At 69.3% G+C, this 23506-nt stretch carries 21 protein-coding genes and 3 tRNA genes; 3 read left to right on the top strand and 21 right to left on the bottom strand.

Annotation, left to right across the window (positions count from 1 at the left end):
- Nucleotides 1-13: 13 nt before the first annotated feature.
- The 6 genes from ACIQID_RS07185 to ACIQID_RS07210 are packed head-to-tail and all read right to left on the bottom strand — an operon-like array spanning nt 14 to nt 2423.
- A complete protein-coding gene (locus ACIQID_RS07185; RefSeq protein ID WP_400283307.1) occupies nt 14-187 on the bottom strand; it encodes a CsbD family protein in 174 nt (57 codons plus the stop codon).
- A gap of 14 nt (nt 188-201) precedes the next feature.
- The gene (locus ACIQID_RS07190; protein WP_400283310.1) at nt 202-900 is read right to left on the bottom strand and encodes a hypothetical protein; all 699 of its coding nucleotides are present in this window, start codon (nt 898-900) and stop codon (nt 202-204) included.
- A complete protein-coding gene (locus ACIQID_RS07195; protein ID WP_400283313.1) occupies nt 897-1463 on the bottom strand; it encodes a hypothetical protein in 567 nt (188 codons plus the stop codon). The genes ACIQID_RS07190 and ACIQID_RS07195 overlap by 4 nt, the downstream gene beginning before the upstream one ends.
- A complete protein-coding gene (locus tag ACIQID_RS07200; RefSeq protein ID WP_400283316.1) occupies nt 1460-1801 on the bottom strand; it encodes a hypothetical protein in 342 nt (113 codons plus the stop codon). The genes ACIQID_RS07195 and ACIQID_RS07200 overlap by 4 nt, the downstream gene beginning before the upstream one ends.
- Nucleotides 1798-1989 carry a DUF2273 domain-containing protein gene (locus ACIQID_RS07205; protein WP_025104398.1) on the bottom strand — a complete coding sequence of 64 codons (192 nt, stop codon included), beginning with the start codon at nt 1987-1989 and terminating at the stop codon, nt 1798-1800. Before ACIQID_RS07205 ends, ACIQID_RS07200 begins: the two co-directional genes overlap by 4 nt.
- A complete protein-coding gene (locus ACIQID_RS07210; protein ID WP_312673567.1) occupies nt 1986-2423 on the bottom strand; it encodes an Asp23/Gls24 family envelope stress response protein in 438 nt (145 codons plus the stop codon). Before ACIQID_RS07210 ends, ACIQID_RS07205 begins: the two co-directional genes overlap by 4 nt.
- Before the next feature lie 174 nt (nt 2424-2597).
- On the opposite strand from ACIQID_RS07210, the gene ACIQID_RS07215 reads away from it, so the two are divergent.
- Both ACIQID_RS07215 and ACIQID_RS07220 read left to right on the top strand, forming a co-directional pair.
- Nucleotides 2598-3209: a TetR family transcriptional regulator gene (locus ACIQID_RS07215; RefSeq protein ID WP_312673568.1), complete on the top strand. Its 612-nt coding sequence runs from the start codon at nt 2598-2600 to the stop codon at nt 3207-3209.
- Nucleotides 3209-4876, top strand: coding sequence for an MDR family MFS transporter (locus ACIQID_RS07220; protein ID WP_400283321.1), 1668 nt, complete (start codon nt 3209-3211; stop codon nt 4874-4876). Before ACIQID_RS07215 ends, ACIQID_RS07220 begins: the two co-directional genes overlap by 1 nt.
- Nucleotides 4877-4882: 6 nt before the next feature.
- Here ACIQID_RS07220 and ACIQID_RS07225 read toward each other — a convergent pair whose 3' ends face one another.
- Nucleotides 4883-5044: a hypothetical protein gene (locus ACIQID_RS07225; RefSeq protein ID WP_400283324.1), complete on the bottom strand. Its 162-nt coding sequence runs from the start codon at nt 5042-5044 to the stop codon at nt 4883-4885.
- 158 nt (nt 5045-5202) lie between these two features.
- Between ACIQID_RS07225 and ACIQID_RS07230 the strand changes: the two genes are divergently transcribed.
- Nucleotides 5203-6027 (top strand): lysostaphin resistance A-like protein, encoded by an 825-nt coding sequence (locus ACIQID_RS07230; RefSeq protein WP_400283327.1) that lies wholly within the window; start codon nt 5203-5205, stop codon nt 6025-6027.
- 9 nt (nt 6028-6036) lie between these two features.
- On the opposite strand, the gene ACIQID_RS07235 is transcribed toward ACIQID_RS07230, so the two are convergent.
- The 14 genes from ACIQID_RS07235 to ACIQID_RS07300 all read right to left on the bottom strand — a co-directional run bounded on the left by ACIQID_RS07235 (nt 6037) and on the right by ACIQID_RS07300 (nt 23480).
- Nucleotides 6037-6516, bottom strand: coding sequence for a hypothetical protein (locus tag ACIQID_RS07235; protein ID WP_400283330.1), 480 nt, complete (start codon nt 6514-6516; stop codon nt 6037-6039).
- 156 nt (nt 6517-6672) lie between these two features.
- Nucleotides 6673-6746 (bottom strand) — tRNA-Met (locus ACIQID_RS07240).
- Between the two features lie 32 nt (nt 6747-6778).
- A tRNA-Thr gene (locus ACIQID_RS07245) sits at nt 6779-6850 on the bottom strand.
- A gap of 68 nt (nt 6851-6918) precedes the next feature.
- Nucleotides 6919-8070, bottom strand: a complete 1152-nt coding sequence (locus ACIQID_RS07250) for a M23 family metallopeptidase (protein ID WP_400283333.1) — start codon at nt 8068-8070, stop codon at nt 6919-6921.
- A gap of 239 nt (nt 8071-8309) precedes the next feature.
- Nucleotides 8310-9104 (bottom strand): inositol monophosphatase family protein, encoded by a 795-nt coding sequence (locus ACIQID_RS07255; protein WP_400285708.1) that lies wholly within the window; start codon nt 9102-9104, stop codon nt 8310-8312.
- The gene (locus ACIQID_RS07260; RefSeq protein WP_400283336.1) at nt 9104-10141 is read right to left on the bottom strand and encodes a hypothetical protein; all 1038 of its coding nucleotides are present in this window, start codon (nt 10139-10141) and stop codon (nt 9104-9106) included. Before ACIQID_RS07260 ends, ACIQID_RS07255 begins: the two co-directional genes overlap by 1 nt.
- Before the next feature lie 116 nt (nt 10142-10257).
- Nucleotides 10258-11058, bottom strand: a complete 801-nt coding sequence (locus ACIQID_RS07265; protein ID WP_400283339.1) for an enoyl-CoA hydratase/isomerase family protein — start codon at nt 11056-11058, stop codon at nt 10258-10260.
- A gap of 45 nt (nt 11059-11103) precedes the next feature.
- On the bottom strand, nt 11104-11595 hold the full coding sequence (locus ACIQID_RS07270; RefSeq protein WP_312673578.1) for an FBP domain-containing protein: 492 nt from the start codon (nt 11593-11595) through the stop codon (nt 11104-11106).
- A 72-nt stretch (nt 11596-11667) separates the two neighbouring features.
- Nucleotides 11668-11752, bottom strand: a tRNA-Tyr gene (locus ACIQID_RS07275).
- Between the two features lie 86 nt (nt 11753-11838).
- On the bottom strand, nt 11839-12768 hold the full coding sequence (locus ACIQID_RS07280; RefSeq protein ID WP_400283342.1) for a PfkB family carbohydrate kinase: 930 nt from the start codon (nt 12766-12768) through the stop codon (nt 11839-11841).
- 182 nt (nt 12769-12950) lie between these two features.
- The gene (gene rpoC, locus ACIQID_RS07285; protein WP_400283345.1) at nt 12951-16826 is read right to left on the bottom strand and encodes a DNA-directed RNA polymerase subunit beta'; all 3876 of its coding nucleotides are present in this window, start codon (nt 16824-16826) and stop codon (nt 12951-12953) included.
- A gap of 91 nt (nt 16827-16917) precedes the next feature.
- The gene (locus ACIQID_RS07290; RefSeq protein ID WP_312673581.1) at nt 16918-20421 is read right to left on the bottom strand and encodes a DNA-directed RNA polymerase subunit beta; all 3504 of its coding nucleotides are present in this window, start codon (nt 20419-20421) and stop codon (nt 16918-16920) included.
- Between the two features lie 276 nt (nt 20422-20697).
- Nucleotides 20698-22518 carry an ABC transporter ATP-binding protein gene (locus ACIQID_RS07295; protein WP_400283348.1) on the bottom strand — a complete coding sequence of 607 codons (1821 nt, stop codon included), beginning with the start codon at nt 22516-22518 and terminating at the stop codon, nt 20698-20700.
- A complete protein-coding gene (locus tag ACIQID_RS07300) occupies nt 22515-23480 on the bottom strand; it encodes an ABC transporter permease (protein WP_071327550.1) in 966 nt (321 codons plus the stop codon). Before ACIQID_RS07300 ends, ACIQID_RS07295 begins: the two co-directional genes overlap by 4 nt.
- Nucleotides 23481-23506 lie beyond the last annotated feature (26 nt).

Genomic DNA, 23506 nt, shown 5'->3' on the forward strand with positions numbered 1-23506 from the left:
TCCTCCCCTTCCGTCACTTGGTGAACGTGTCCTTGACATCCTCGGCCGCGTTCCTGATGTCGCCCTTGGCCTGCTCGGCCTTGCCCTCGGCGACGAGCTTGTCGTTGTCGGTGACCTCGCCGACGACCTCCTTGGCCTTGCCTGCCACCTTCTCGGCTGCGGCCTTGATCTTGTCCTCCGCGCTCATGGCGCCTCCTTTCCTCACACGACCCCGACGGTCGGGGTCGACGTCCGTGCGGCGTTCCGCTCGTGCGGTGCCGTCGTCTGTGTGGCCGCGAGCGAGCGGCGCATCCGCTGCCGCGACCGGAAGAGCTCCCGCCATCCGCGGTCGGCGATGTGCACGACGAGCGGCATCCGCGTCCCGGTGACGGCATCCCACTCCTGCACGGCGGCATCGGCGGCGGCGAGCACCTGCCCCAGGGCCGCGCCGGGGCGCGGAGTCACCACGAGACCGAGGGCGATCTCGCGACCGACCTTCCGGCTCGTCACCCGGGCAGCGAGCACGTCCGCCCGGTCGGCGAGCGGCGCCGCGAGCAGCTCCTCCGCCACGCTCCGGTCGACGGTGGTCGTTCCTCCTCCGCCGACGAGGCGGAGGACGGTGCGCTCCCGCCGCGGCCGGCGGGTGAGCAGGAAAGCCACGAGCAGGACCACCAGCAGTGCCGCAGCGGCGATCCCCACGATCGCCCACAGCGGCACGAAGCCGGCGCCGGGGATGTCGAGGCCCCACGCCCCCGACCACGCCACGAGGCCGTCGGCCTGCGCGAGCGCGTCCTCGACGGGCGCGGGAAGCACGCCGGCGTCCCGCACGCCCGCGGCGAGCAGGGCGAGGCCTCCGCCGAGGAGCAGCACGCCTCCTCCGAAGAGGACGATCCGGTTCGCCGTCGTCCCTGCCGACGTCATGCGATCACTCCTTCCCGCGCCACCTGCACCCGCGGCGAGAGCCGGAATCCGGCCTCGTCCAGCACGCGCGCCGCCGCGTCCTCCGCGGCATCCGGGTCCACCGGCACACCGCTCGTGGGCGTGACCCGGATCAGCACCGTGCGTCGCCCCACGGTCACGCTCGTCTGTCCGCGCGGCACTCCGAGCCGGCGGGCGACGCCGTCCGCGATGGCGTCGGCGAGCACGCCGTCGTCGATCACGAGCGCCGCCCGCACGTCGAGACGTGTGCGGCGGGCACGACGACCGGGCAGCACCGCCGCTCCGAGGAGGAGCAGTGCCAGAGCGATGAGCACGGCACCGGCCGTGAGCAGTGCCGGCATCGGCTGTGCGATCGCGGCGACGGGCGCGAACCACGCCCGCAGCTGCGTGCGGAACCCCTCGTCGAGAGTCCAGCCCACCGCGCCGGCCAGGAGAAGCAGCAGCAGCGCCGTCAGCACCAGGGCGATCGCGATCGCCGGACCCCGGCGGGTCGCCCTCGTCTCTCGACGCAGCAGCCGCCGTGTCGTCGCCGTGTTCGCCGTCATGTCACTCTCCTCTGCAACTCCCGTCGGACTCCGTGGAAGCGCACGTCCACCGCTCCCACGCGGCGCGCCGCGAGATCACGCAGACCGCCCACCACCGCGTCGCGGACGGCGTCCGCCCGCCCGCTCACGGTGTCGTCGCCCTGACGTCCGCGGACGACCGGGACCACCACCGAGACCTGCAGGTCGCCGCGTCGGTCCGCGAGCTGCACGCTCACGTCATCGGTGCCGACCCGCACGACGTCCCGGACGATGCCGACCACGAGGCGGTGCAGCGCCCGGGCCTCGACGACCGTGGCCCCCGCCACGGTCGTCGGCCCGTCCGTCTGCATCACGCTCATGAGGACGATCGCCGCCCGCGCACCACGTCGGCGAGCGCCCGCACGTCCAGGCGACCGTCGACGATGCGGCCGACGACGGCGCCGACGAGCATCGCGAGGGTGACGAGCAGGAACGCCCAGAACCCCCAGACGATCCAGGTCAGCGCGAGCACCGTCGCCGCAGCTCCGCCGATCACCGAGGCGTTCACTGGACTCGCGCCTCCGGGGCCTCGTCGTCGTCCTCGGAGGGGATGTGCACGTCGTTGACGGTCACGTTCACCTCGGCGACGTCCATGCCCACCAGCTCCACCATGGCCCGGTGGATCGCGGCCCGCACCTGGTCGGCCACCTTCTGCAGGGAGACCGGGTACTCCGCCACGATCGTCACGTCGACGGCCACCTGGGTCTCGCCGACCTCGACGCTGATCCCCTGCGCGAGGTCGGTCGTGTTGAGGGCGTCGCGGATGGCGCCCATCATGCGCGCGGCGCCACCGCCGAGCGCGTAGACGCCATCGACCTCCCGCGCCGCGATGCCGGCGATCTTCGCGACCACCGCGTCCTCGATCGTGGTCTTCCCCGCCGCCCCCTGCGACGTCGGAACGACCTGAGCCTTGGGCTGGGTGCCCCCAGTCACGTTCGCCATCTCGAGCTCCTTCATCCGTGTGTCCACGCGGTTCCCGCGCGGGCCGTGTTCTCACGACACCACTAAGACGGTCGGGGAGCACAGAATGTCACAAACTTCTCGGAACGGATCCGGACCGCTCCTCAGCGGGGACTCTCAGTGCACTCCAAGGTTCAAAGTGCAAAGTTGCACTTTATGGAGAACAGTGCAGAATCCACCCGCGAACAGCGCAAGCGGCGGACCACGCGCGCACTCACCGAGGCCGCGCGCCGCCTGACCACCGAGCGGGGCTTCGCCGGCTTCACGGTCGAGGAGCTGTGCGCCGACGCCGGGGTCTCCCGGCGCACGTTCTTCAACTACTTCGAGAGCAAGGAGAACGCCGTCTTCGGGTTCGCCGTCATCGACTCCCGCCAGGAGGAACTCGAAGCGGTCTTCCTCGAGCGCGACGGCGATCTCCTGGACGACTTCGTGCAGCTCACCGTCGAGCGCTTCGCCCTCTTCGACCCCATCGAGCACGCCGCGGAGCTGTTCGCCGTCATCGAGCAGGAGCCGCGACTGCTGCGCGCGGCGTTCGAGCAGCAGGAGAAGCACGAGCGGCGCGACATCGCCCTCGTCGCCCGCCGCATCGGCGCGGAGCCGGACGCGGAGCTGCGCGCCGAGGTGCTCGTCCACTCCGTCGGCGCGCTCGTGCGGTTGTGCATGGAGCAGCTGCTGCACCACCACTCCACCGAGCCGTTCGCCGACCTCATCACCCGCCGACTGCGCCTCGCGCGCGACCTCTACTCCCCTTCACAGAAAGCCCACTGATGTCCGCCACCGCAACCGCGGATGCGCCCTTCCTCCTCACGAAGCGCCGCATCTGGATCATCTTCAGCGCCCTGATCGCGGGCATGCTGCTCGCGAGCCTCGACCAGACCATCGTGTCGACGGCGATGCCCACCATCGTCGGCCAGCTCGGCGGCGTCGACCATCAGGTCTGGATCACCACGGCCTACCTGCTCGCCACCACCATCGTCATGCCCATCTACGGCAAGTTCGGCGACGTGCTGGGCAGGCGGTCGCTCTTCCTCGTCGCGATCGCCCTGTTCACGCTCGCCTCGGTCGGCTGTGCCTTCGCGACGGACTTCTGGATGTTCGTCGTCTTCCGTGCCCTCCAGGGCCTCGGCGGCGGCGGCCTCATGATCCTGTCGCAGGCGATCATCGCCGACATCGTGCCCGCCAACGAGCGCGGCAAGTACATGGGTCCGCTCGGCGCGGTGTTCGGCCTCTCCGCCGTCGCCGGACCGCTCCTCGGCGGCTTCTTCGTCGATCACATGACCTGGCAGTGGGCGTTCTACATCAACATCCCGGTCGGCATCGCCGCGTTCCTCATCGCCCTCGTGGCCCTGAAGCTCCCCAGCAAGAAGGCGGAGAAGCCGATCGACATCCTCGGCGTGCTCTTCCTGTCGGCGGCGACGACCTGCCTCATCTTCTTCACCGACTTCGGCGGCGACGCCGCGTTCGGCTGGGACTCCCTCGCGACCTGGGCCTGGGGCGCCGGGCTCGTGGTGTCGGCGACGGCGTTCGTCATCACCGAGTCCCGGGTGCAGGACCCGATCATCCCGCTCAGCCTCTTCCGCAACCCGATCTTCGTGAACGCCACCGCCATCGGCCTCGTCCTCGGCATCGGCATGTTCGCCGCGATCGGCTTCGTCCCGACGTTCCTGCAGATGTCCTCCGGCACGTCCGCCGCCGCATCGGGTCTGCTGATGATCCCGATGATGGTGGGTCTCATGGGGACCTCGATCTTCTCCGGCCTCGCGATCTCGAAGACCGGGAAGTACAAGATCTATCCGATCCTCGGCACGCTCATCACCGGCATCGCGATGGTCGCCATGACCACGCTGTCGGCGGAGACGCCGATCTGGCTGATCTGCGCGTTCCTGTTCGTCTTCGGCGCCGGGCTCGGCCTCATCATGCAGGTCGTCGTGCTCGTCGTGCAGAACGCCGTCCCGGCGGGCGAGATCGGCACCGCCACGAGCACGAACAACTACTTCCGCGAGGTCGGCGCCTCGCTGGGGACGGCGGTCTTCGGCACGATCTTCACGACGCGACTGACGGAGAACCTCCTCGGCGTGTTCGCCGGCGCCGGGGCGTCTCCGGAGGCCGCCTCCGAGGCCGCGTCCACGATCGACCCCGCCACGCTGAACAGCCTCCCGGACGAGGTGCGCGACGGCATCGTCACGGCGTACGCGGACGCGCTCGCCCCGGTGTTCTGGTACCTCGTGCCGTTCATCGCCCTCGCCCTGATCCTGTCGCTGTTCCTCAAGCAGATCCCGCTGTCGGATCAGGCCGGTCTCGTGGCCCGGGGTGAGGCGATCAGCGGCGAGGAGGCCGAACGCCTGGAGGCCGAGCTCCGCGCCGGAGGACGGGTCGATGCCGCACACGCGGACGCCGAGCCGGGAGATGCCGACTCGGCGCCCAGGGGCAGGTAGCCCGCGCTAGGGGAGGTCGGCGACGTCCACGTCGTCCTCGTCCTCCCCGCCGCCCGTCGCCGGAAGCTCGTCGGGCTCGGGGTCGTGGTCGGTGGTGACGAAGTCGGGGTCGACGCCGATGGCCTCGATCTCCTCCTGGTCGTCCTGGCTGTTCGACGTGTCGGACATGGCGCCTCCTGCCGTTGGGGATCCGGACGGCCAGTCTGGGCGGGCGGGCTCCCGGGGCCGAGGGGGTTGACACGGCGTGTCGAGGCCCGGCGCCCGACCGACCGGTGCGGAACCGGCAGACTGGAGCGGTCCGCCCCTTCCCCCTCCGAGGAGCACCCGTGATCGACGCCGCACCGCACCGTTCCGCCTGGCAGCGCTTCTGGGATCGCGGAGGCTGGTGGCGCGCCCTCCTGCTCGCGGCCGTGTACTACGGGCTCTATCAGCTGCTCTCGCTGGCGTTCCTCCCGTTGGCCGCGCAGGTCGACGACTTGACGAGTGCAGCCGGCGTCCTCGTCTACGACGTCCTGCCGATCCTCGTCGGCGGGCTCCTGCTGGTCGCGTTCATCGCCTCGGTCGGGTGGTGGCGACCGATCTTCGGGCGCCAGCCCGTCCGGGGAGCGGGATGGATGTGGATCGCGATCGTCGCCGTCCTGCTGTTCAACGTCCTCCGCTTCCTCACGATCGACTACGGCAGCGTCGGGGTGGACGTGGTGGCGACGTGGTTGCTCGCGGGACTCGTCATCGGCTTCGCGGAGGAGGTCCTCACCCGCGGCCTCGTCGTGAAGATGATGCGGGACGCGGGGGCGCGGGAGCTCGTCGTCGCGGTGATCTCTGCGGCGATCTTCGCCGGGCTGCACGCGGCCAACCTCCTGACCGGCCAGGATCTGCTCCCGACCCTCTTCCAGCTCGTCTACACCTTCGCGTTCGGCATCTGCATGTACCTCGCGCTCCGCGTGACCGGCACCATCCTCGCCCCGATCCTCCTGCACGCCAGCACCGACCCGAGCATCTTCCTGCAGACGCTGTACCCCGCCGAGGGCGGGCTGACGGCCATCGCGGGACTCGGCAACATCGTCGTGGTCGTGGTGGGCCTCGTGCTGATGATCTTCATCCGCGGGCGGGTCGAAACCTCCGTACCCCGCACCTTCGCCCCTCAGCGCTGACAGCGCGCGTCACGCCGCACGCCAGACGGCGTGGGTGCCGACCGCCGCGATCGCGAAGACCAGCACGGCCACCCGGTGCGCGTCGCCGACGACCAGGGCCGCGTCGGAGGCACCGATGAGATCGTCGGCGACGTCGGCCACCATCGTCCGCGACACGACGGCATCGTCCATCTCGGCCACGCCGTCCGCGAGCCATCCGCTGACGAGCCGGAGGGATCTCGGCCCGAGCTCGACCCCGAGAGGGACCGCAGGACAGCTCAGCACGTCGGCGACGGTCGCGCCGCGCCGCCGCAGCCCGGCGAGTGCCCCGGCGAGGGCGCCGGTCAGCAACGCGCGCCCGTAGCCTTCGGCGACCAGCACGTCCCAGGACTCGTGCGGCGCGAGCGTTTCGAGCCCGAGGCAATGACCGCGCCCGTCCGCGACGGCTTCCTCCAGGGCGCGCCGGGCGTCCCGGAACACGATGCTCGCACGGCGATCGGGCGCAGACACGACAGACCTCGTCCCTCGATGCCCGCCATCTCGGTGGCCGGCTGGGAGGCCGACGCGTCACACACTCTAGGCCGCTCCGCGCGGAGTGAGGACGGTATCCCGGCACGGAGGTCGGAGACGACAAAACCCCCGGAAGGTTCCGGGGGTTTTCGTCTGTAGCAGGAGCGGGGCTTGAACCCGCGACCTCACGATTATGAGTCGTGCGCTCTCACCAACTGAGCTACCCTGCCGCACGGCATCCGCATCGCAGATGCGAACTCCGAGCCCCGAGTCAGGATTGAACTGACGACCCCTTCCTTACCATGGAAGTGCTCTGCCACTGAGCTATCGGGGCGTGCTGCCCCTCGCGGGGCAACCACACGAGAATACCATCACTGTGGCGTCCTCATGAAATCGAGACGGTCACTCCTCCGAGGTGAGCGACGAGCGTCCGGCGTTCTTCTTGAGCCACGGCATCGGGTCGATGGTCGTCCCGTTCACGATGAGCTCGAAGTGCAGATGCGCGCCGTACGAGCGGCCGGTGTTGCCGGTCTTGCCGACGATGTCGCCGACCTTGACCTTGTCGCCCGCCTTGACCTGCAGCGAGCCGTACTGCATGTGCGAGTAGTGGCTCGTGATGACGGAGCCGTCGATGACGTGCTCGATGTAGACCGTGACACCGTAAGCGGCACCCTGCTCGGTCGCGATGCGGACGGTGCCGTCGGCGATCGCCTGGATGGGCGCACCGTTGCCCGGCACGAAGTCGATGCCCTCGTGGAGGCGGCCGCTGCGCATGCCGTAGCCGTAGCTCATGCCCACGCCGACGAGGAACGGCCACTGGATGGCGGCATCCGGATCGTTGGTGTAGATCTCACCGGAGTAGTTGATGCCCTGCTCGGCGGCGACCTCGACGAGCGAGACCGTGCTGAAGTTGTCCGCGCGCGAGAGCGGCTCGTTCTGCACACCCGACGGCGCGACGAAGGCCTGGATCTCGTCGTCCCCCGAGCCTGCCGCGTCGGCGGCCGCCGCGGTGACGAGGGAGGTCGAAGCGAGGGACCCGCCCTGGGCCGCCGCGACGGCCTCCGCGGGCAGCGTCATGGACACGGCCAGGAGCCCGGCGAGCCCCATCGCGCCGACAGTGGCGCCGGCGGCGAGGGTCTTGCGGATGCTGCGCGTGCGACGAGGGCCGACGGCTGCGAGGCCGGCGGTGTCGATCTTCGGCGCGGCCTGCGATGCGGCGTTCGCGGTGAAGGCCGAACGCCGGGACGTCGACGCGGTCGGGATGGAGCCGGTGGTGCGGAACGCGCGGGAAGCCCGCTCGAAGGCATCACCCTCGGCGTCGGCCTCAGCGACGAAGGGCTCGGACGCCGGGGCGATGTCCTCGACCGCGACGGTGTCCTCGGACTTCTCGACGATCTCGGCGACGACGGGCACCGCGGGGACATCGGCGATGGCAGGCGCGGGAGCCGCAGCGATGAAGGGCTCCTCCGGCGCGGTGGGCACCGGAGGGACGTCGGCCTGACGCTGACGCGCGGCGCGACGGGAGAGCGGGATGACAGCAGCGAGGGCGATCACGGTCTCCGCGTCAGCGAGGGGTGCCGTCGACCCGCTCGCCGAGGCCTCGGAGGCCGCAGTGCGAGGGCGGCTGGACCGGCGCGTGGGCGCAGCGGCAGCCTGGGGGTTCTCGAAGGGCAAAGCTAATCTCTCGGTCGTTCGTGATGCTCGGGGGCGCAATGACAACTCTCACCTTCGGGTGGTGAAAGTAACGATCGGGTAAACACTACCCCGATCGACCTGTGAATGCCATGGATCGGTCAGGGTTCTTCCTCATCGAGGATATCCCGGAGTCGGTCGTGCACGGTCACGCCACCCGCGATGAGGAACGGACGCGGCGATTCCCGGTCGATCCGGCTCACTTGCCCACCCGCCTCCTGGACGAGGAGGGCGCCCGCCGCGTGGTCCCACGGCTTGAGCCCGCGTTCGAAGTACCCGTCCAAACGGCCTGCCGCCACGTAGGCGAGGTCCAGAGCCGCCGATCCCATGCGGCGGAGGTCGCGCGCGATCGGCATCACCCGCCGGACCGTCTCGATGTCGCCGTCGTGGGTCGCCGGGTCGTAGCCGAATCCGGTCGCCAGGAGCGCGCCGGCGTCGGTCACCTGGGTCACGGCGAGCCGGACGCCGTCCGACCAGGCGCCGTGTCCGCGAGCGGCCGAGAAGGTCTCGCCGATGGCCGGAGCGTGCACGGCGGCGGCCAGTGCCTCCCACTCGTCGGGCACCGGAGGCCCGCTGACGGCCGCGATGCTCACGTTGTACGCGGGGATGCCGTAGGCGTAGTTCACGGTGCCATCGATCGGGTCGACCACCCAGGTGATGCCGCTGTCGCCGCTCGCCGCCCCCGACTCCTCGCCGAGGAAGCCGTCCGCCGGACGTGCAGCCTGCAGCCGCTCGCGGATGAGGGCCTCCACCTCGCGGTCCGCCTCGGTCACGATGTCGGCGAGCGACGACTTGGTCGCGGCGAGCCGGACACCCTCGCGCCTGCGGACACGGGCGAGTGCGCCCGCCTCCTCGGCGATCTCGGTCGCCAGCGCGCTGAGCTCGAGAGCGTCGATCACGGTGCCGGGTGCGAGGGTGCGGGCGGCGGCGGGGGGAAGGCCGGGGACTCGCCCTGGGTGGGCGACGCCGGCTGCGGCGGTGCCGGCTGCGGTGGGGCAGGCTGGGCAGGGGCCGACGAGGGCGGAGCAGGCTGGTCGGGCACGGGCGGCACGGGGGGTCCCGGCGCCGGAGGAGCTGCGAAGTCGGGAAGGGCCGGAGCCGTGGGCGCCAGGGGCGGCGTCGCCACGGGGAACGCCGCGGCGGGCGCCTGGCCCAGGGCCTGGGGAGCCGCCGAGGGGTAGCCCGTGTAGAACGCATTCCAGTCCGGGCTCCCGTCCGGGAGGACCGGAAGGGGCGTGATCCCGTCGGCGTAGGTCGGCCAGGACGGCGCGGACGCGACCGGACGGGCGGCAGGGGCCTTCTTCGGCGCGAACAGGGCGTTCAGCAGCGGGATGAGCGTGGTGCCGACGGCGACGAGGATCGTGAGGGCGACGACGATGCGCCAGTACAGCTCGGTGTAGTCGAAGGTGTTCGGGAACGCGAGGAAGAACACCAGCAGGGCGACGAGGGCACCGAGGAAGACGATCGTCACGATGTGGATCACCTTCGTGAAGGTCGTGACATGGCGCTGCGCGGCACGGGTGAACAGCCGCACGTGGAGCAGTGCGAGCTGCAGGATCCCGATCACGAGCAGCAGCTGGAAGAAGCGCTCCGCGCCGAAGTAGAGCCCGTCTTCCGGAAGCCAGATCTTCACGAGGCCGACAAGGAGCGCGATGACCCAGGTGACCATGCTCGCGAGCTGGAGCCAATCCGGCCGGTTCGTCGCGAGGCCCGCTTCGAGGATGGCGATCCCCGCGAAGCCGGCGAGGAGGAGGATCGTGAGGAAGGCGCGACCGATGAGGCCGTTCTGATCACCGACCAGCACCCACACGACGCAGACCAGGGCCGCGGCGATGAGGGCGCCGATGGCGACCCACAGCGAGCCCCTGATGAGCAGCGACATGTTCTTCTTGTCACCCTGCGGCTGCAGCCGGGCGGTGTCCGGATGGGACATGGGGATCCTCTCGTCGAGCGGCGATGCCTTCATCCTGCCACGCGCGGGCCCGCTTGTTCCGGCTTCCCTCGAGTGCGAAGGAGATCGGGGACCGACCGCGGTGTGGGGAGGAAGGGTCAGCCGGCCTTCTTCGCGGATGCCGCCGCGAAGGCCGCGACCCGCGCCTGTGCGTCCGGGGTCTCCAGGGCGGCGCCGATGGACCGGGCCTCCTCGCTCAGCTGCTCGGCGAAGGTGCGCTCCGGCTGCGACCGCACCAGCCGCTTGGCCTGCCCGTACGCCTCGGCAGCCCCGGCGAGCCAGAACCGCGCGATCTCCTCGGCCCGCGCACGGACCCGGTCGGCTTCCCTCCTGCCGTCCTCGCCCTCCACGACCTCGGCCACCAGCCCCCAGTCGAGGGCCTCCGCGGCGGTGAGCAGCCGGTCCTGCAGCACGAGCTGGAGGGCGCGGCGCTGCCCGACGGCCCGCGCGAGCTGCGCCGACACGGAAAGGTCCGGCGTGAGGCCGATGTTCGCGTACAGGCTCCCGAGCTGCGACCGCGAGCCCACCACCGCATAGTCCGTGGCGAGCAGGATGCCGAGTCCGCCACCGGCCGTCGTCCCGTGCGCCGCGGCGACCACGGGCACGCTCGACTCCGTGAGCGCACGGATCCCGGTGTTGATGACCTCCGCCAGCGCGGTGATCTCCGCCCCGGACGACCCCATGGTCGTCGCCATGTCGATCACGTCACCGCCGGCGCAGAAAGCCGGTCCCGCCGCGTCGATGAGGATGGCCTGCACGTCGTCGCGCGACGTCGCCTCGACGGTCGCATCCCGCCAGGCGTACGCCAGATCGGCGTTGAAGGCGTTGAGGCGGGTCGGACGGTTCAGCGTCAGCCGCGCCATCCCCTCGTCGACGGCGAACAGGATGGCATCACTCATGGCTTCTCCTTCGAGCACAGGCGGATGCCTCCAGGCTAGTCGCGCTCAGGCGTCCTCCCAGACGCGCGCCACGAACCGCTCCATCCGCCGCCGGGTGCCGTCGAGTCGGAAATCGACCTGTCCCGCCGCCCGGATCTCGTTCGGTGCGAGCGGATGCGCCAGGCGCACGTTCTCGTGGCAGGACAGATCGGCGCAGATGTAGGTGCCGACTGAGTCGCCGCGCTCCCCCGCCGCTCCCGTGCGCCGGGCGGCGAACAGCGCCACCTGATTGCCCGGCTGCATCGTGTGGCAGATGTTGCACATGCCGGAGCGCCCGCGCCCTGGTTCCGACGCCCGCAGCACCACGCCGACCACACGCCCCTCGTGCGGGATGAGGACGTAGCCGCGCTTGCCGGCACTCGGGTCGCGCCAGGCGAAGAAATCGAGGTAGTCCCAGTCCACGAGGAGGAAGTCGTGCGGCATCTCCATGACGCGCAGCTCGTCGGCGTCCGCGTTCACGAACGAGGCCCGGACGTCGGCTTCGGTGAGAGGTCGCATCGCTCCAGTCTAGGAACTCGGCGCGGAGGTGAGGCCGGGAACGGGAGAAGCCCCCGCGAGCGGGGGCTTCCGTGGTGGCGAGTGAGGGATTCGAACCCCCGAAGTCGAAGACGGCTGATTTACAGTCAGATCCCTTTGGCCACTTGGGTAACTCGCCAGAGCGCACCCGTCCGACTTGAACAGCCAACCGGGGGCACGAAGAACAATCATACCTGCCGGATGCGGGCGCGAGAAATCGAGGCGTCAGCTTCCGTACACGCCACGGTCGGCGGCGGCGAGCGACTCCGGTGTGCGCAGCAGCCCGCCCTCGGCGCGGCAGGTCGCGGCGGCGACATCCATCGCGCGCTCGAGCAGGGCGGACCAGCCCTCGGCCGCCTTCGGGGAGCCTCCCACCAGTCCGGCGGCGACGGCGGCGAGTGTCGCGTCCCCCGCGCCCACGGTATCGACCACGCGACCCGGCAGCGCCGAGATGGGGGCCGAGATCGACCCGGCGTCCGACTCGAGCACGGCGCCGTCCGCTCCGGCCGTCGCGAGCACCGCCGCGACGCCGAGGCTCCGGAGCCGCGCGCGCAGAGCGTCGAGGTCGCCGTCGTAGAGCACGGCGGCGTCGTCGGCGCCGACCTTCACCAGGTCCGCCCGCGCGGCCAGGCGCTCGAAGCCGCGGACGAACTCCTCGCGGTCGGACAGCATGCCGGTGCGCGGGTTCGGGTCGATCGCCAGCCGCGCGCCCTCCACCGCGGCGGCCAGGGCGTCGACCTCGGCCGGGACATCGAAGGGGAAGCAGCTCACGGCGACGATGTCCGCGGCGGCGATGGCGGCCCTCGCCTCGTCCGCGTACCGGACGGTCCGCTCCTGGGCCGCGCGATTGAAGACGTAGCTCGGCTCGCCGTTCGCAGCCCGGGTCACGACGGCCCGCGACGACCCGTGCGGCGCCGCGCTCGCGATCAGCCGCACGCCGTGATCGGCCAGGTACTCGCGGATGTGCGCGCCCGCGACGTCCTCCCCCACCATCGCGATGAGGGTCGTGGGGATGCCGAGCCGGCGCAGCCCGACCGCCACGTTCAGCGCTGCTCCGCCGACGAACTCGCGGACGCCGCTGTCATCCCGGATCTCGTCGATCAGGGCGTCTCCGATGACGACGGCCGCGCCGCCGGGGGAAGTCTCAGTGGTCACTCGCCGACCCTACCGCGCCCGCGCCGGTCACAGCTTCGGAGATGACACCCGACACCCCGATGGATGATCCCCACCGGCGGCGCGCCGCGCCGGATCTCCGAAGCTGTGCACATCCCCACCGCGTCACGGGACGACGAAGGCCCCGGGGAGAACCCCGGGGCCTTCGTTCACTCACTCACACCTCAGTTGTAGGTACCGGGGGTGATGTCGTCCGTCGAGAACGCGTCGAAGTCGACGTAGCCGAAGTCGCCGTCCGCGTACGCGCCGTCGGATGCGAAGATCCGGTTCGGGTAGCGCTCGCTCTTGGCTTCCTCGGTGGCCTCGACCGTGACGTCGCGGTACTTCGAGAGACCGGTTCCGGCGGGGATGAGCTTTCCGATGATGACGTTCTCCTTGAGACCGACCAGCGGGTCGCGCTTGCCCTCCATGGCGGCCTGCGTGAGCACGCGGGTCGTCTCCTGGAAGGACGCAGCGGACAGCCACGACTCGGTCGCGAGCGACGCCTTCGTGATACCCATCAGCTCCGGGCGACCGGACGCGGGGCGCTTGCCCTCGGCCACGGCCTCGCGGTTGATCTGCTGGTAGCGCTTCAGGTCGACCATCTCACCCGGCAGCAGGGTCGTGTCGGCGTGGTCGACGACGGTGACCTTGCGGAGCATCTGGCGGACGATGACCTCGATGTGCTTGTCGTGGATCGGCACACCCTGCGAGCGGTAGACGCCCTGGACGCCACCGACGAGGTACTTCTGCACCTCGCGGGCACCCATGACACGCATGACCTCCTTGGGGTCGAGCGTGCCGACCTGCAGGGGCTGACCGACCGAGACGTGCTGGCGGTCCTCGACGAGGAGGGTGGCACGCTTCAGCACCGGGTAGACGACGGGCTCGTCGCCGTTGTCGGGCGTGAGGATGACCTTCTTGGCCTTCTCGGTCTCGTCGATCGTGATGCGGCCGTCGGCCTCCGCGATCGGCGATGCACCCTTGGGGGTACGCGCCTCGAACAGCTCCTGCACACGGGGCAGACCCTGCGTGATGTCATCCGCCGACGCCGAACCACCGGTGTGGAAGGTACGCATCGTCAGCTGGGTACCGGGCTCACCGATCGACTGGGCCGCGATGATGCCGACGGCCTCGCCGATGTCCACGGTCTTGCCGGTCGCGAGCGAACGGCCGTAGCACTGCGCGCACACACCGACGGCGGAGTCGCAGGTCAGGACCGAACGGACCTTGATGGTCTCGACACCGAGTCCGACGAGCTTGTCGATGAGCACGTCGCCCACGTCGTCGCCGGCCGAAGCGAGAACCTCGCCCGACTCGCTCACCACGTCGGAGGCCAGCGTGCGGGCGAACACCGAGTTCTCGACGTTCGCGTCGCGCACCAGCTCACCCTGCGAGTTCGGAGCGGCGATCGGGAGCTCGAGGCCCTTCGACGTGCCGCAGTCCTCTTCGCGGATGATGACGTCCTGCGAGACGTCCACCAGACGACGGGTCAGGTAACCCGAGTCGGCGGTACGCAGAGCGGTGTCGGCCAGACCCTTACGGGTACCGTGCGTCGCGATGAAGTACTCCGCCACCGACAGACCCTCGCGGTACGAGGAGATGATCGGACGCGGGATGATCTCACCCTTGGGGTTGTTCACCAGACCACGCATACCGGCGATGTTCCGGATCTGCAGCCAGTTACCACGGGCGCCGGAGGACACCATGCGGTTGATGGTGTTGTCCTCCGGGAAGTGCGCCTTCATCGCGGCCTGCACCTCGTCGGTCGCCTCGGTCCAGATCTTGATGAGCTCCTGACGACGCTCGGCGTCGGTCGTGAGGCCCTTCTCGTACTGGGACTGGACCTTCGCGGCCTGCTTCTCGTAGCCCGCGACGATCTCCGCCTTGTTCGGCGGGGTGAGGATGTCGCTCAGCGCGACGGTCACACCCGAACGGGTCGCCCAGTAGAAACCGGCATCCTTGATGCGGTCCAGCGTGGCGGCCGTCTCGACCTTGGGGTACTCCTCGGCCAGCTTGTTGACGATCTGCGACAGCTTGCCCTTGTCGGCCTGCTCGCGCACGAAGGGGTAGCCCTTCGGGAGCGCGTCGTTGAAGATCGCCTGACCCAGCGAAGCGTCGACCAGGCCGTGCTTCTCGTAGCCCTCGGGAGCCTCGCCCTCGAGGAAGGCCAGACCCGGGATGCGGATGCGGACCTTCGCCTGCAGGTCGAGCGTGCCCTCGTCGTACGCGAGCTGTGCCTCGCCGACGGAGCCGAACGCACGACCCTCGCCCTTGGCGCCGGCCTTGACCGTCGTCAGGTGGTGCAGACCGATGATCATGTCCTGCGAGGGCAGGGTCACCGGACGGCCGTCCGACGGCTTCAGGATGTTGTTCGACGCGAGCATCAGCACGCGGGCCTCGGCCTGAGCCTCGACCGACAGCGGCAGGTGCACGGCCATCTGGTCACCGTCGAAGTCGGCGTTGAACGCTGCGCAGACGAGCGGGTGCAGCTGGATGGCCTTGCCCTCGACGAGCTGCGGCTCGAACGCCTGGATGCCGAGACGGTGCAGGGTGGGTGCGCGGTTCAGCAGCACCGGACGCTCGCGGATGATCTCCTCGAGCACGTCCCAGACCTCGGGACGGGTGCGCTCGACGGCGCGCTTCGCGGCCTTGATGTTCTGCGAGTGACCGAGGTCGATCAGGCGCTTGATGACGAACGGCTTGAAGAGCTCGAGCGCCATCTGCTTGGGCAGACCGCACTGGTGCAGCTTCAGCTGCGGACCGACGACGATGACCGAACGGCCCGAGTAGTCGACGCGCTTGCCGAGCAGGTTCTGGCGGAAGCGACCCTGCTTTCCCTTGAGCATGTCGCTCAGGGACTTCAGGGCGCGGTTGCCGGTACCGGTGACGGGGCGACCGCGGCGGCCGTTGTCGAACAGGGCATCGACGGCCTCCTGCAGCATCCGCTTCTCGTTGTTGACGATGATCTCGGGGGCACCGAGGTCGATCAGCCGACGGAGACGGTTGTTGCGGTTGATCACGCGGCGGTACAGGTCGTTCAGGTCGGAGGTCGCGAAGCGGCCACCGTCGAGCTGGACCATCGGACGCAGCTCCGGCGGGATGACCGGGACGACGTCCAGGACCATCGCGGCCGGGCTCATGCCGGTCTCGAGGAACGAGCTGACGACCTTGAGGCGCTTGATCGCACGGATCTTGCGCTGGCCCTTGCCCTCGGAGATCTGCAGACGCAGGTTCTCGGCCTCGGCGGCCAGGTCGAAGGCGGCCAGGCGACGCTGGATCGCCTCGGCACCCATGTAGGCCTCGAAGTACTGACCGAAGCGGTCCTGCAGCTCGTGGAAGACGTCGTCCTCCGGGCGCAGGGCACCGACCTCGAGCGTGCGGAAGTCCTCCCACACGCGCTCCAGCTTCAGGATCGCCTCGTCGGCACCCTTGCGGATGAGCGACATCTCCTTCTCGGCGGCGTCCTTGACCTTCTTCTTGGCGTCGGCCTTGGCACCCTCGGCCTCGAGGGCCGCGAGCTCCTCCTCCAGCTTCGCCAGGCGCTCCGCGATCTTCGAATCGCGGCGGTCGCCGAGCGTCTTCAGCTCGAGACGGATGTTGTTCTCCTGGGTGCCCAGGTCGCGGTGGCGAGCGTCCTCGTCGACCGAGATGACCATGTACGCGGCGAAGTAGATGACCTTCTCGAGGTCCTTCGGCGCCATGTCCAGCAGGTAGCCGAGGCGCGAGGGCACGCCCTTGAAGTACCAGATGTGGGTGACGGGAGCGGCGAGCTCGATGTGACCCATGCGCTCACGACGGACGGAGCTCTTGGTGACCTCCACGCCGCAGCGCTCGCAGACGATGCCCTTGAAGCGGACGCGCTTGTACTTGCCGCAGGCGCACTCCCAGTCACGGGACGGGCCGAAGATTTGCTCTCCGAAGAGACCGTCCTTCTCCGGCTTGAGGGTGCGGTAGTTGATGGTTTCGGGCTTCTTGACCTCGCCGTAGGACCACGCGCGGATGTGGTCTGCGGTCGCCAGGCCGATGCGAAGCTCATCGAAAGTTGTGGACTCGAGCACTAGTTCTCCTGTGTCGGAAATTCTTGTTGAGAAGTCTGGGCTTCGACAGGCTCAGCCACCCCGAGACGGGGTCCCTGAGCCTGTCGAAGGATTAGATCTCGTCGATCGAGGCGGCCTCGAAGCGGCTGGAGATGTTGATACCGAGTTCCTCTGCGGCGCGGAACGCCTCGTCGTCGGTGTCGCGGAGGTTGACCAGCGTGCCGTCGGCCGAGAGGACCTCGACGTTCAGGCAGAGCGACTGCATCTCCTTCATGAGCACCTTGAACGACTCGGGGATGCCGGGCTCCTGGATGTTCTCGCCCTTGACGATGGCCTCGTACACCTTGACGCGGCCGAGGATGTCGTCGGACTTGATCGTGAGGAGCTCCTGGAGGGCGTACGCCGCACCGTAGGCCTCGAGGGCCCACACCTCCATCTCACCGAAGCGCTGTCCACCGAACTGCGCCTTACCACCGAGCGGCTGCTGGGTGATCATCGAGTACGGACCGGTGGAGCGGGCGTGGATCTTGTCGTCCACCAGGTGGTGGAGCTTCAGGATGTACATGTAGCCCACGGAGATCGGCGCCGGGAACGGCTCGCCGGAGCGGCCGTCGAACAGCTGCGTCTTGCCGCTCGAGTCGATCAGGCGCAGGCCGTCACGGGTCGGGAGCGTCGAGTCGAGCAGACCGGAGATCTCCTCCTCGCTCGCACCGTCGAACACCGGGGTGGCGACCTTGGTGCCGGGCGCGGCCTCGAAGGCCTGCTGCGGCAGCTTTGCGGCCCACTCCGGGGTGCCCTCGACCTTCCAGCCCTGCTTCGCGATCCACCCGAGGTGGGTCTCGAGGACCTGGCCGAAGTTCATTCGACCCGGGATGCCGAGCGGGTTGAGGACGATGTCCACCGGGGTGCCGTCCGCGAGGAACGGCATGTCCTCGACGGGCAGGATCTTCGCGATGACACCCTTGTTGCCGTGGCGGCCGGCGAGCTTGTCGCCCTCGGTGATCTTGCGCTTCTGGGCGATGTAGACCACGACGCGGCGGTTCACGCCGGAGCCGAGCTCGTCGTCGCCGTCCTCCGCGTTGAACTCCTTGACCGCGATGATCGTGCCCTGCTCGCCGTGCGGCACCTTCAGGGACGTGTCGCGGACCTCGCGGCTCTTCTCGTTGAAGATCGCGCGGAGCAGACGCTCCTCCGCCGACAGCTCGGTCTCACCCTTCGGCGTGACCTTGCCGACGAGGATGTCGCCGGGGCGGACCTCGGCGCCGATGCGGATGATGCCGCGCTCGTCGAGGTCCTTCAGGAGCTCCGGGCTGACGTTGGGGAGGTCACGGGTGATCTCCTCCTTGCCGAGCTTCGTGTCGCGGGCGTCGACCTCGTACTCCTCGATGTGGATCGACGAGAGGGTGTCGTCCTTCACCAGGTCCTGGCTCAGGATGATGGCGTCCTCGAAGTTGTAGCCCTCCCACGTCATGAACGCGACGAGGAGGTTCTTCCCGAGGGCCAGCTCGCCGTTCTCGGTGGCGGGGCCATCGGCGATGACCTCTCCGACCTCGACGCGCTCACCGGCCGAGACGACGACCTTCTGGTTGTAGGAGGTGCCCTGGTTCGAGCGGTCGAACTTGCGCAGGTGGTACTCCTGCGTGCCGCCCTCGTCGAGCATGACCACGACGCGGTCCGCGGAGACCTCGGAGACGACACCGGCCTTCTCGGCGGTGAGCACGTCACCGGCGTCGATGGCGGTGTAGCCCTCCATACCGGTTCCGACGAGCGGCGAGTCGCTGCGCAGCAGCGGCACGGCCTGACGCTGCATGTTCGCGCCCATGAGCGCGCGCTGCGCGTCGTCGTGCTCGAGGAAGGGCACGAGAGAGGTCGCGACCGACACCATCTGGCGCGGCGAGACGTCGATGTAGCCGATCTCCTCCGGGAGGAACAGGTCGACCTCACCGCTGCCGCCCTTGGGGCGCGCGAGCACGTGGCTCTCGCGGAAGCGACCCTTCGCATCGAGCGGCGCGTTGGCCTGCGCGATGTTGTAGTCGACCTCCTCGGAGGCGGTCAGGTAGTCGATCTGGTCGGTCACGACACCGTCGACGACCTTGCGGTACGGCGTCTCGATGAAGCCGAACGAGTTGATGCGCGCGAAGGTCGCGAGCGCTCCGATCAGACCGATGTTCGGGCCTTCCGGCGTCTCGATCGGGCACATGCGGCCGTAGTGCGAGGGGTGGACGTCACGGACCTCGACGCCGGCACGGTCGCGGCTCAGACCACCGGGGCCCAGAGCCGACAGACGGCGCTTGTTGGTCAGACCCGCGAGCGGGTTGTTCTGGTCCATGAACTGCGACAGCTGCGAGGTTCCGAAGAACTCCTTGATCGCGGCGACGACGGGGCGCACGTTGATCAGGGTCTGCGGCGTGATGGCCTCGATGTCCTGCGTGGTCATGCGCTCGCGGACGACGCGCTCCATGCGGGACAGACCCGTGCGGACCTGGTTCTGGATCAGCTCGCCGACCGCGCGGATGCGACGGTTGCCGAAGTTGTCGATGTCGTCGGTCGCGAGACGGATCTCGGTCTTCTTGCCGCCGCGGATGCCCTCGAAGGTCTCCTCGGTGCCCGCGTGCAGACGCACGAGGTACTTGATCGTGGCGACGATGTCCTGCACCGTCAGCACCGACTCCGTCAGCGGGGTGTCGAGACCCAGCTTGTGGTTGATCTTGTACCGGCCGACCTTGGCGAGGTCGTAGCGCTTCGGGTTGAAGTAGAAGTTGTCGAGCAGCGCGCGGGCGGCCTCGGCGGCCACCTGCTCGCCCGGACGCAGCTTGCGGTAGATGTCGCGCAGCGCGTCTTCCTTGGTGACGATCGTGTCCTTCGCGAGCGTCTCCTCGATGGAGGTGTATCCGGCGAACTCCGCGAGGATCTCCTCGCTGGTCATGCCCAGCGCCTTGAGGAAGACCGTGACGGACTGCTTGCGCTTGCGGTCGACGCGGACGCCGACCTGGTCGCGCTTGTCGATCTCGAACTCGAGCCAGGCACCACGGCTCGGGATGACGCGCGCCGAGACGATGTCCTTGTCACTCGTCTTGTCGGGGGTCTTGTCGAAGTAGACACCCGGCGAGCGCACGAGCTGCGAGACGACGACGCGCTCGGAGCCGTTGATGATGAACGTGCCCTTGTCGGTCTGCAGCGGGAAGTCGCCCATGAAGACCGTCTGAGTCTTGATCTCACCCGTGAGGTGGTTCATGAACTCGGCCTCGACGTAGAGCGGGGCCGCGTACGTCTTGCCACGCTCCTTGCACTCCTCGATGGAGTACTTCTCGGGCTCGAGGTACGGGTTCGTGAACGACAGCTGCATCGTCTCGCCGAGGTCCTCGATCGGGGAGATCTCCTCGAAGATCTCGCCCAGACCGCTGTTCTCGTTCACGTCGGTGCGACCGGCGGCCTTGGCCTCGGCCACGCGCGCCTTCCAGGCGTCGTTGCCGACCAGCCAACCGAAGGACTCGGTCTGCAGGGCGAGAAGGTCCGGGACCGTCAGCGTGTCGGAGATCTTGGCGAACGAGAGACGGGAAGCTCCGCGTCCGTTCTTGGTGGTGGTGGATGTGGATGCGTTGGGAGCAGCAGCCAAGGGAATAACCTCCGTGAGCCCCGCAGGGCTTCTCGATTCCTTTGTCGTCAGGTGGAGTGCGCTCAGAAGCTCACGAGATGCCGACCACCATATGAGGGCAGGGAGAAGCGAGCGCAACTACCAACTATAGACGCGATCTTGCGACATGGCAAGCGCAATCCTTGACCAATCTTCGATGCTGCGGTAATGGGACCGCCGAGACCCCGCTTCCACGCCGAAACCCCGCCCTCGCCGCGGAGGCAGGGCGGGGTTTCGACGCGAAACCGGGGTCTCGGGTCAGGAGGCGATGTTGAGCTCGTTGCCGGGGATCGAGGCGAGGAGGCGGCGCGTGTAGGGGTCGCGAGGGTTCGTGAAGATCTCCTCCGACGACGCGGCCTCCACGAGCTTCCCGTCCTTCATCACGCACACGTAGTCGCTGATGAGCCGGACCACCGCGAGGTCGTGCGAGATGAACAGGTAGCTCAGCCCGTACTCGCGCTGCAGGTCGCCCAGCAGCCGCAGGATCTGGTCCTGCACGAGCACGTCGAGCGCCGAGACGGGCTCGTCGCACACGATGAGGTCCGGCGACAGGGCCAGCGCCCGCGCGATCGCCACACGCTGACGCTGCCCGCCGGAGAGCTCGGACGGGTAGCGCCGCAGCATCGACTGCGGCAGAGCGACGTCGTCCAGGAGCTGCCGTACGCGCTTGCGCCGGTCCGCCCCGCTCCCCCGCTTGTAGAACTCCAGCGGCTCCGCGATCAGGCGCTCGATCGTGAACATGGGGTTCAGGCTGGAGTACGGATCCTGGAAGATCGGCTGCACCCGCTGACGGAAGTCCTTCGTCTCCGCGCGGCTCAGCGTCGAGATGTCCTTGCCCTCGTAGCGGATGAGGCCGCTCGTAGGCTCGATCACCTTGAGCAGCATGCGCGCGGTCGTGGTCTTGCCCGATCCGGACTCCCCCACGATCGCGACGGTCTCCCCGCGCGGGATCGCGAGCGAGACGTCGTCGACGGCGACGAAGTCCTCGTGCTTGCCACGCACGGGATACACCTTCGTGAGGTTCTCGATCTCGACGATGTTGCCCTTCGACGAGCTCAGGGACCCAGACTTCGACGAGCTCAGGGACCCCGACTCACTCTGGATCGCTGAGCCTGTCGACGCGCTGGACTGGGTCGCTGAGCCTGTCGAAGCGCCGCTGTGGGTCGCTGAGCCTGTCGAAGCGCCCGCCGAGCCTGTCGACGCGTCGCGGACGAAGGCCTCGGGGCGCAGCCGCGCCACCGCCACCGACGGCGCCGCCTTCACGAGCGACTGGGTGTACGGATGCTGCGGATCCTCGAGGATCTGCCGCGCGGGGCCCTGCTCGACGACCTTGCCGCGGTGCATCACGATCACCCGCTCGGCCCGCTCGGCGGCGAGCCCGAGGTCGTGCGTGATGAGGAGCACGGCCGTGCCCAGCTCCCTCGTCATCTCGCCGATCTGGTCGAGGATGGTCTGCTGCACCGTCACGTCCAGGGCGCTGGTGGGCTCATCGGCGATGAGCAGCCGCGGCTTGCACGCCAGACCGATCGCGATGAGCGCCCGCTGCCGCATGCCGCCGGAGAACTCGTGCGGGTACTGCTTGGCCCGACGCTCCGGATCCGGGAGACCGGCGGCGGTCAGCGCCTCGACGACCTTGGCCTGCACGTTCTGCCGGGTGGCGAGGCCGTGGGCGAGCAGCGTCTCGGCGACCTGGGTGCCGATCTTCGCGACCGGGTTGAGGTTGGACATGGGGTCCTGCGGCACGAGCCCGATGTCCCGTCCGCGGATCGATCGCAGCTCGCTCTCGGAGGCGCGGGAGATGTCCCGCCCGTCGAGCTTGATGCTACCGGCGGCCACCTTCCCTCCGCCCGCCAGCAGCCCGATGATCGCCATCGCGGTGGTCGACTTGCCGGAACCGGACTCGCCGACGATCGCCACGGTCTCCCCCGGACGGATCTCGAGGTCGACGCCCTCGACGGCGTGCACGACGCCGTCCATGGTGGCGAAGTCCACCGCCAGGCCCTCGACCGACAGCAGGGGCTCGTCCGCCATGCCGTTCTCCTTCGCGGCGCGCACGGCGCCCTCGTCGCGGATGTTCATCGTGCCCTCGTCCTCGGGTCCATGGCTTCGCGCAGCGCCTCACCGAGCAGGGTGAAGCCGAGCGCGGTGACGGCGATGCAGATGCCGGGGAGGAACGCCAGCCACGGGGCGATCGCCAGCTCCGCCTGCGCGTACGTGAGCATGCGGCCCCACTCGGCCGTCGCGGGACCGCCGCCGCCGAGGCCGAGGAACGACAGCGCCGCCGCATCGATCACGGCGGTCGCGAGGGTCAGGGTGCCCTGCACGATCACGGGCCCGATCGCGTTCGGGAGGACGTGCGACATCGTGATCCGGCCGCGGCCGAGACCGAGGGTCTGCGCCGAGAGCACGTAGTCGCTGGAGCGCTGCTGGAGCATGGACGCCCGCAGCAGGCGCGCGAAGATCGGCACCTGGGAGGCCCCGATGGCGATCATCACGGCGTACGGCGTCTGCCCGAGGATCGCGGCGATCGACACCGCCAGCAGGAGGTTCGGCACCGAGAGGATGATGTCGACGACGCGCATGATGACCGTGTCGACCCAGCCGCCGAACGTGCCGGCGAGGAGTCCGAGGATCATGCCGCCGACGAGGCCCATCGCGGTGGAGACGACGCCGATCAGCAGCGACGCCTGCGCGCCCCAGATGAGCTTCGACAGCACGTCGCCGCCGAACCGGTCCAGACCGAGCGGGAACTGCGGCAGCTCCCCCGGGCCGGGGATGTGCGTGGGCGTGATCTCCTTCGCGCCCGGGAGCGCGGTCTCGGGATACGGAGCGAGGACCGGCGCGAGCACCGCGACGAGCAGGAAGAGGAGCACGATGACCGCGCCGATCCACGCCGTCGGGTTGTGCCGGAGCCGGCGGAAGACGTCGCGCCAGAAGCCGCCGCCGCCGTCCTTGAGGTCGGCCTGGGCGATCGCGACGGTGTCGATGCTGCCGCCGCTCTCGGCGGACGGCCCCTGTGCGGGTGGGAGGGCGATGCTCATGCGAGCGCCTCCTTTCGGATGAGGGA

The sequence above is a fragment of the Microbacterium sp. NPDC091676 genome (assembly GCF_044756645.1).
Classification (GTDB): Bacteria; Actinomycetota; Actinomycetes; order Actinomycetales; family Microbacteriaceae; genus Microbacterium; species Microbacterium paraoxydans_D.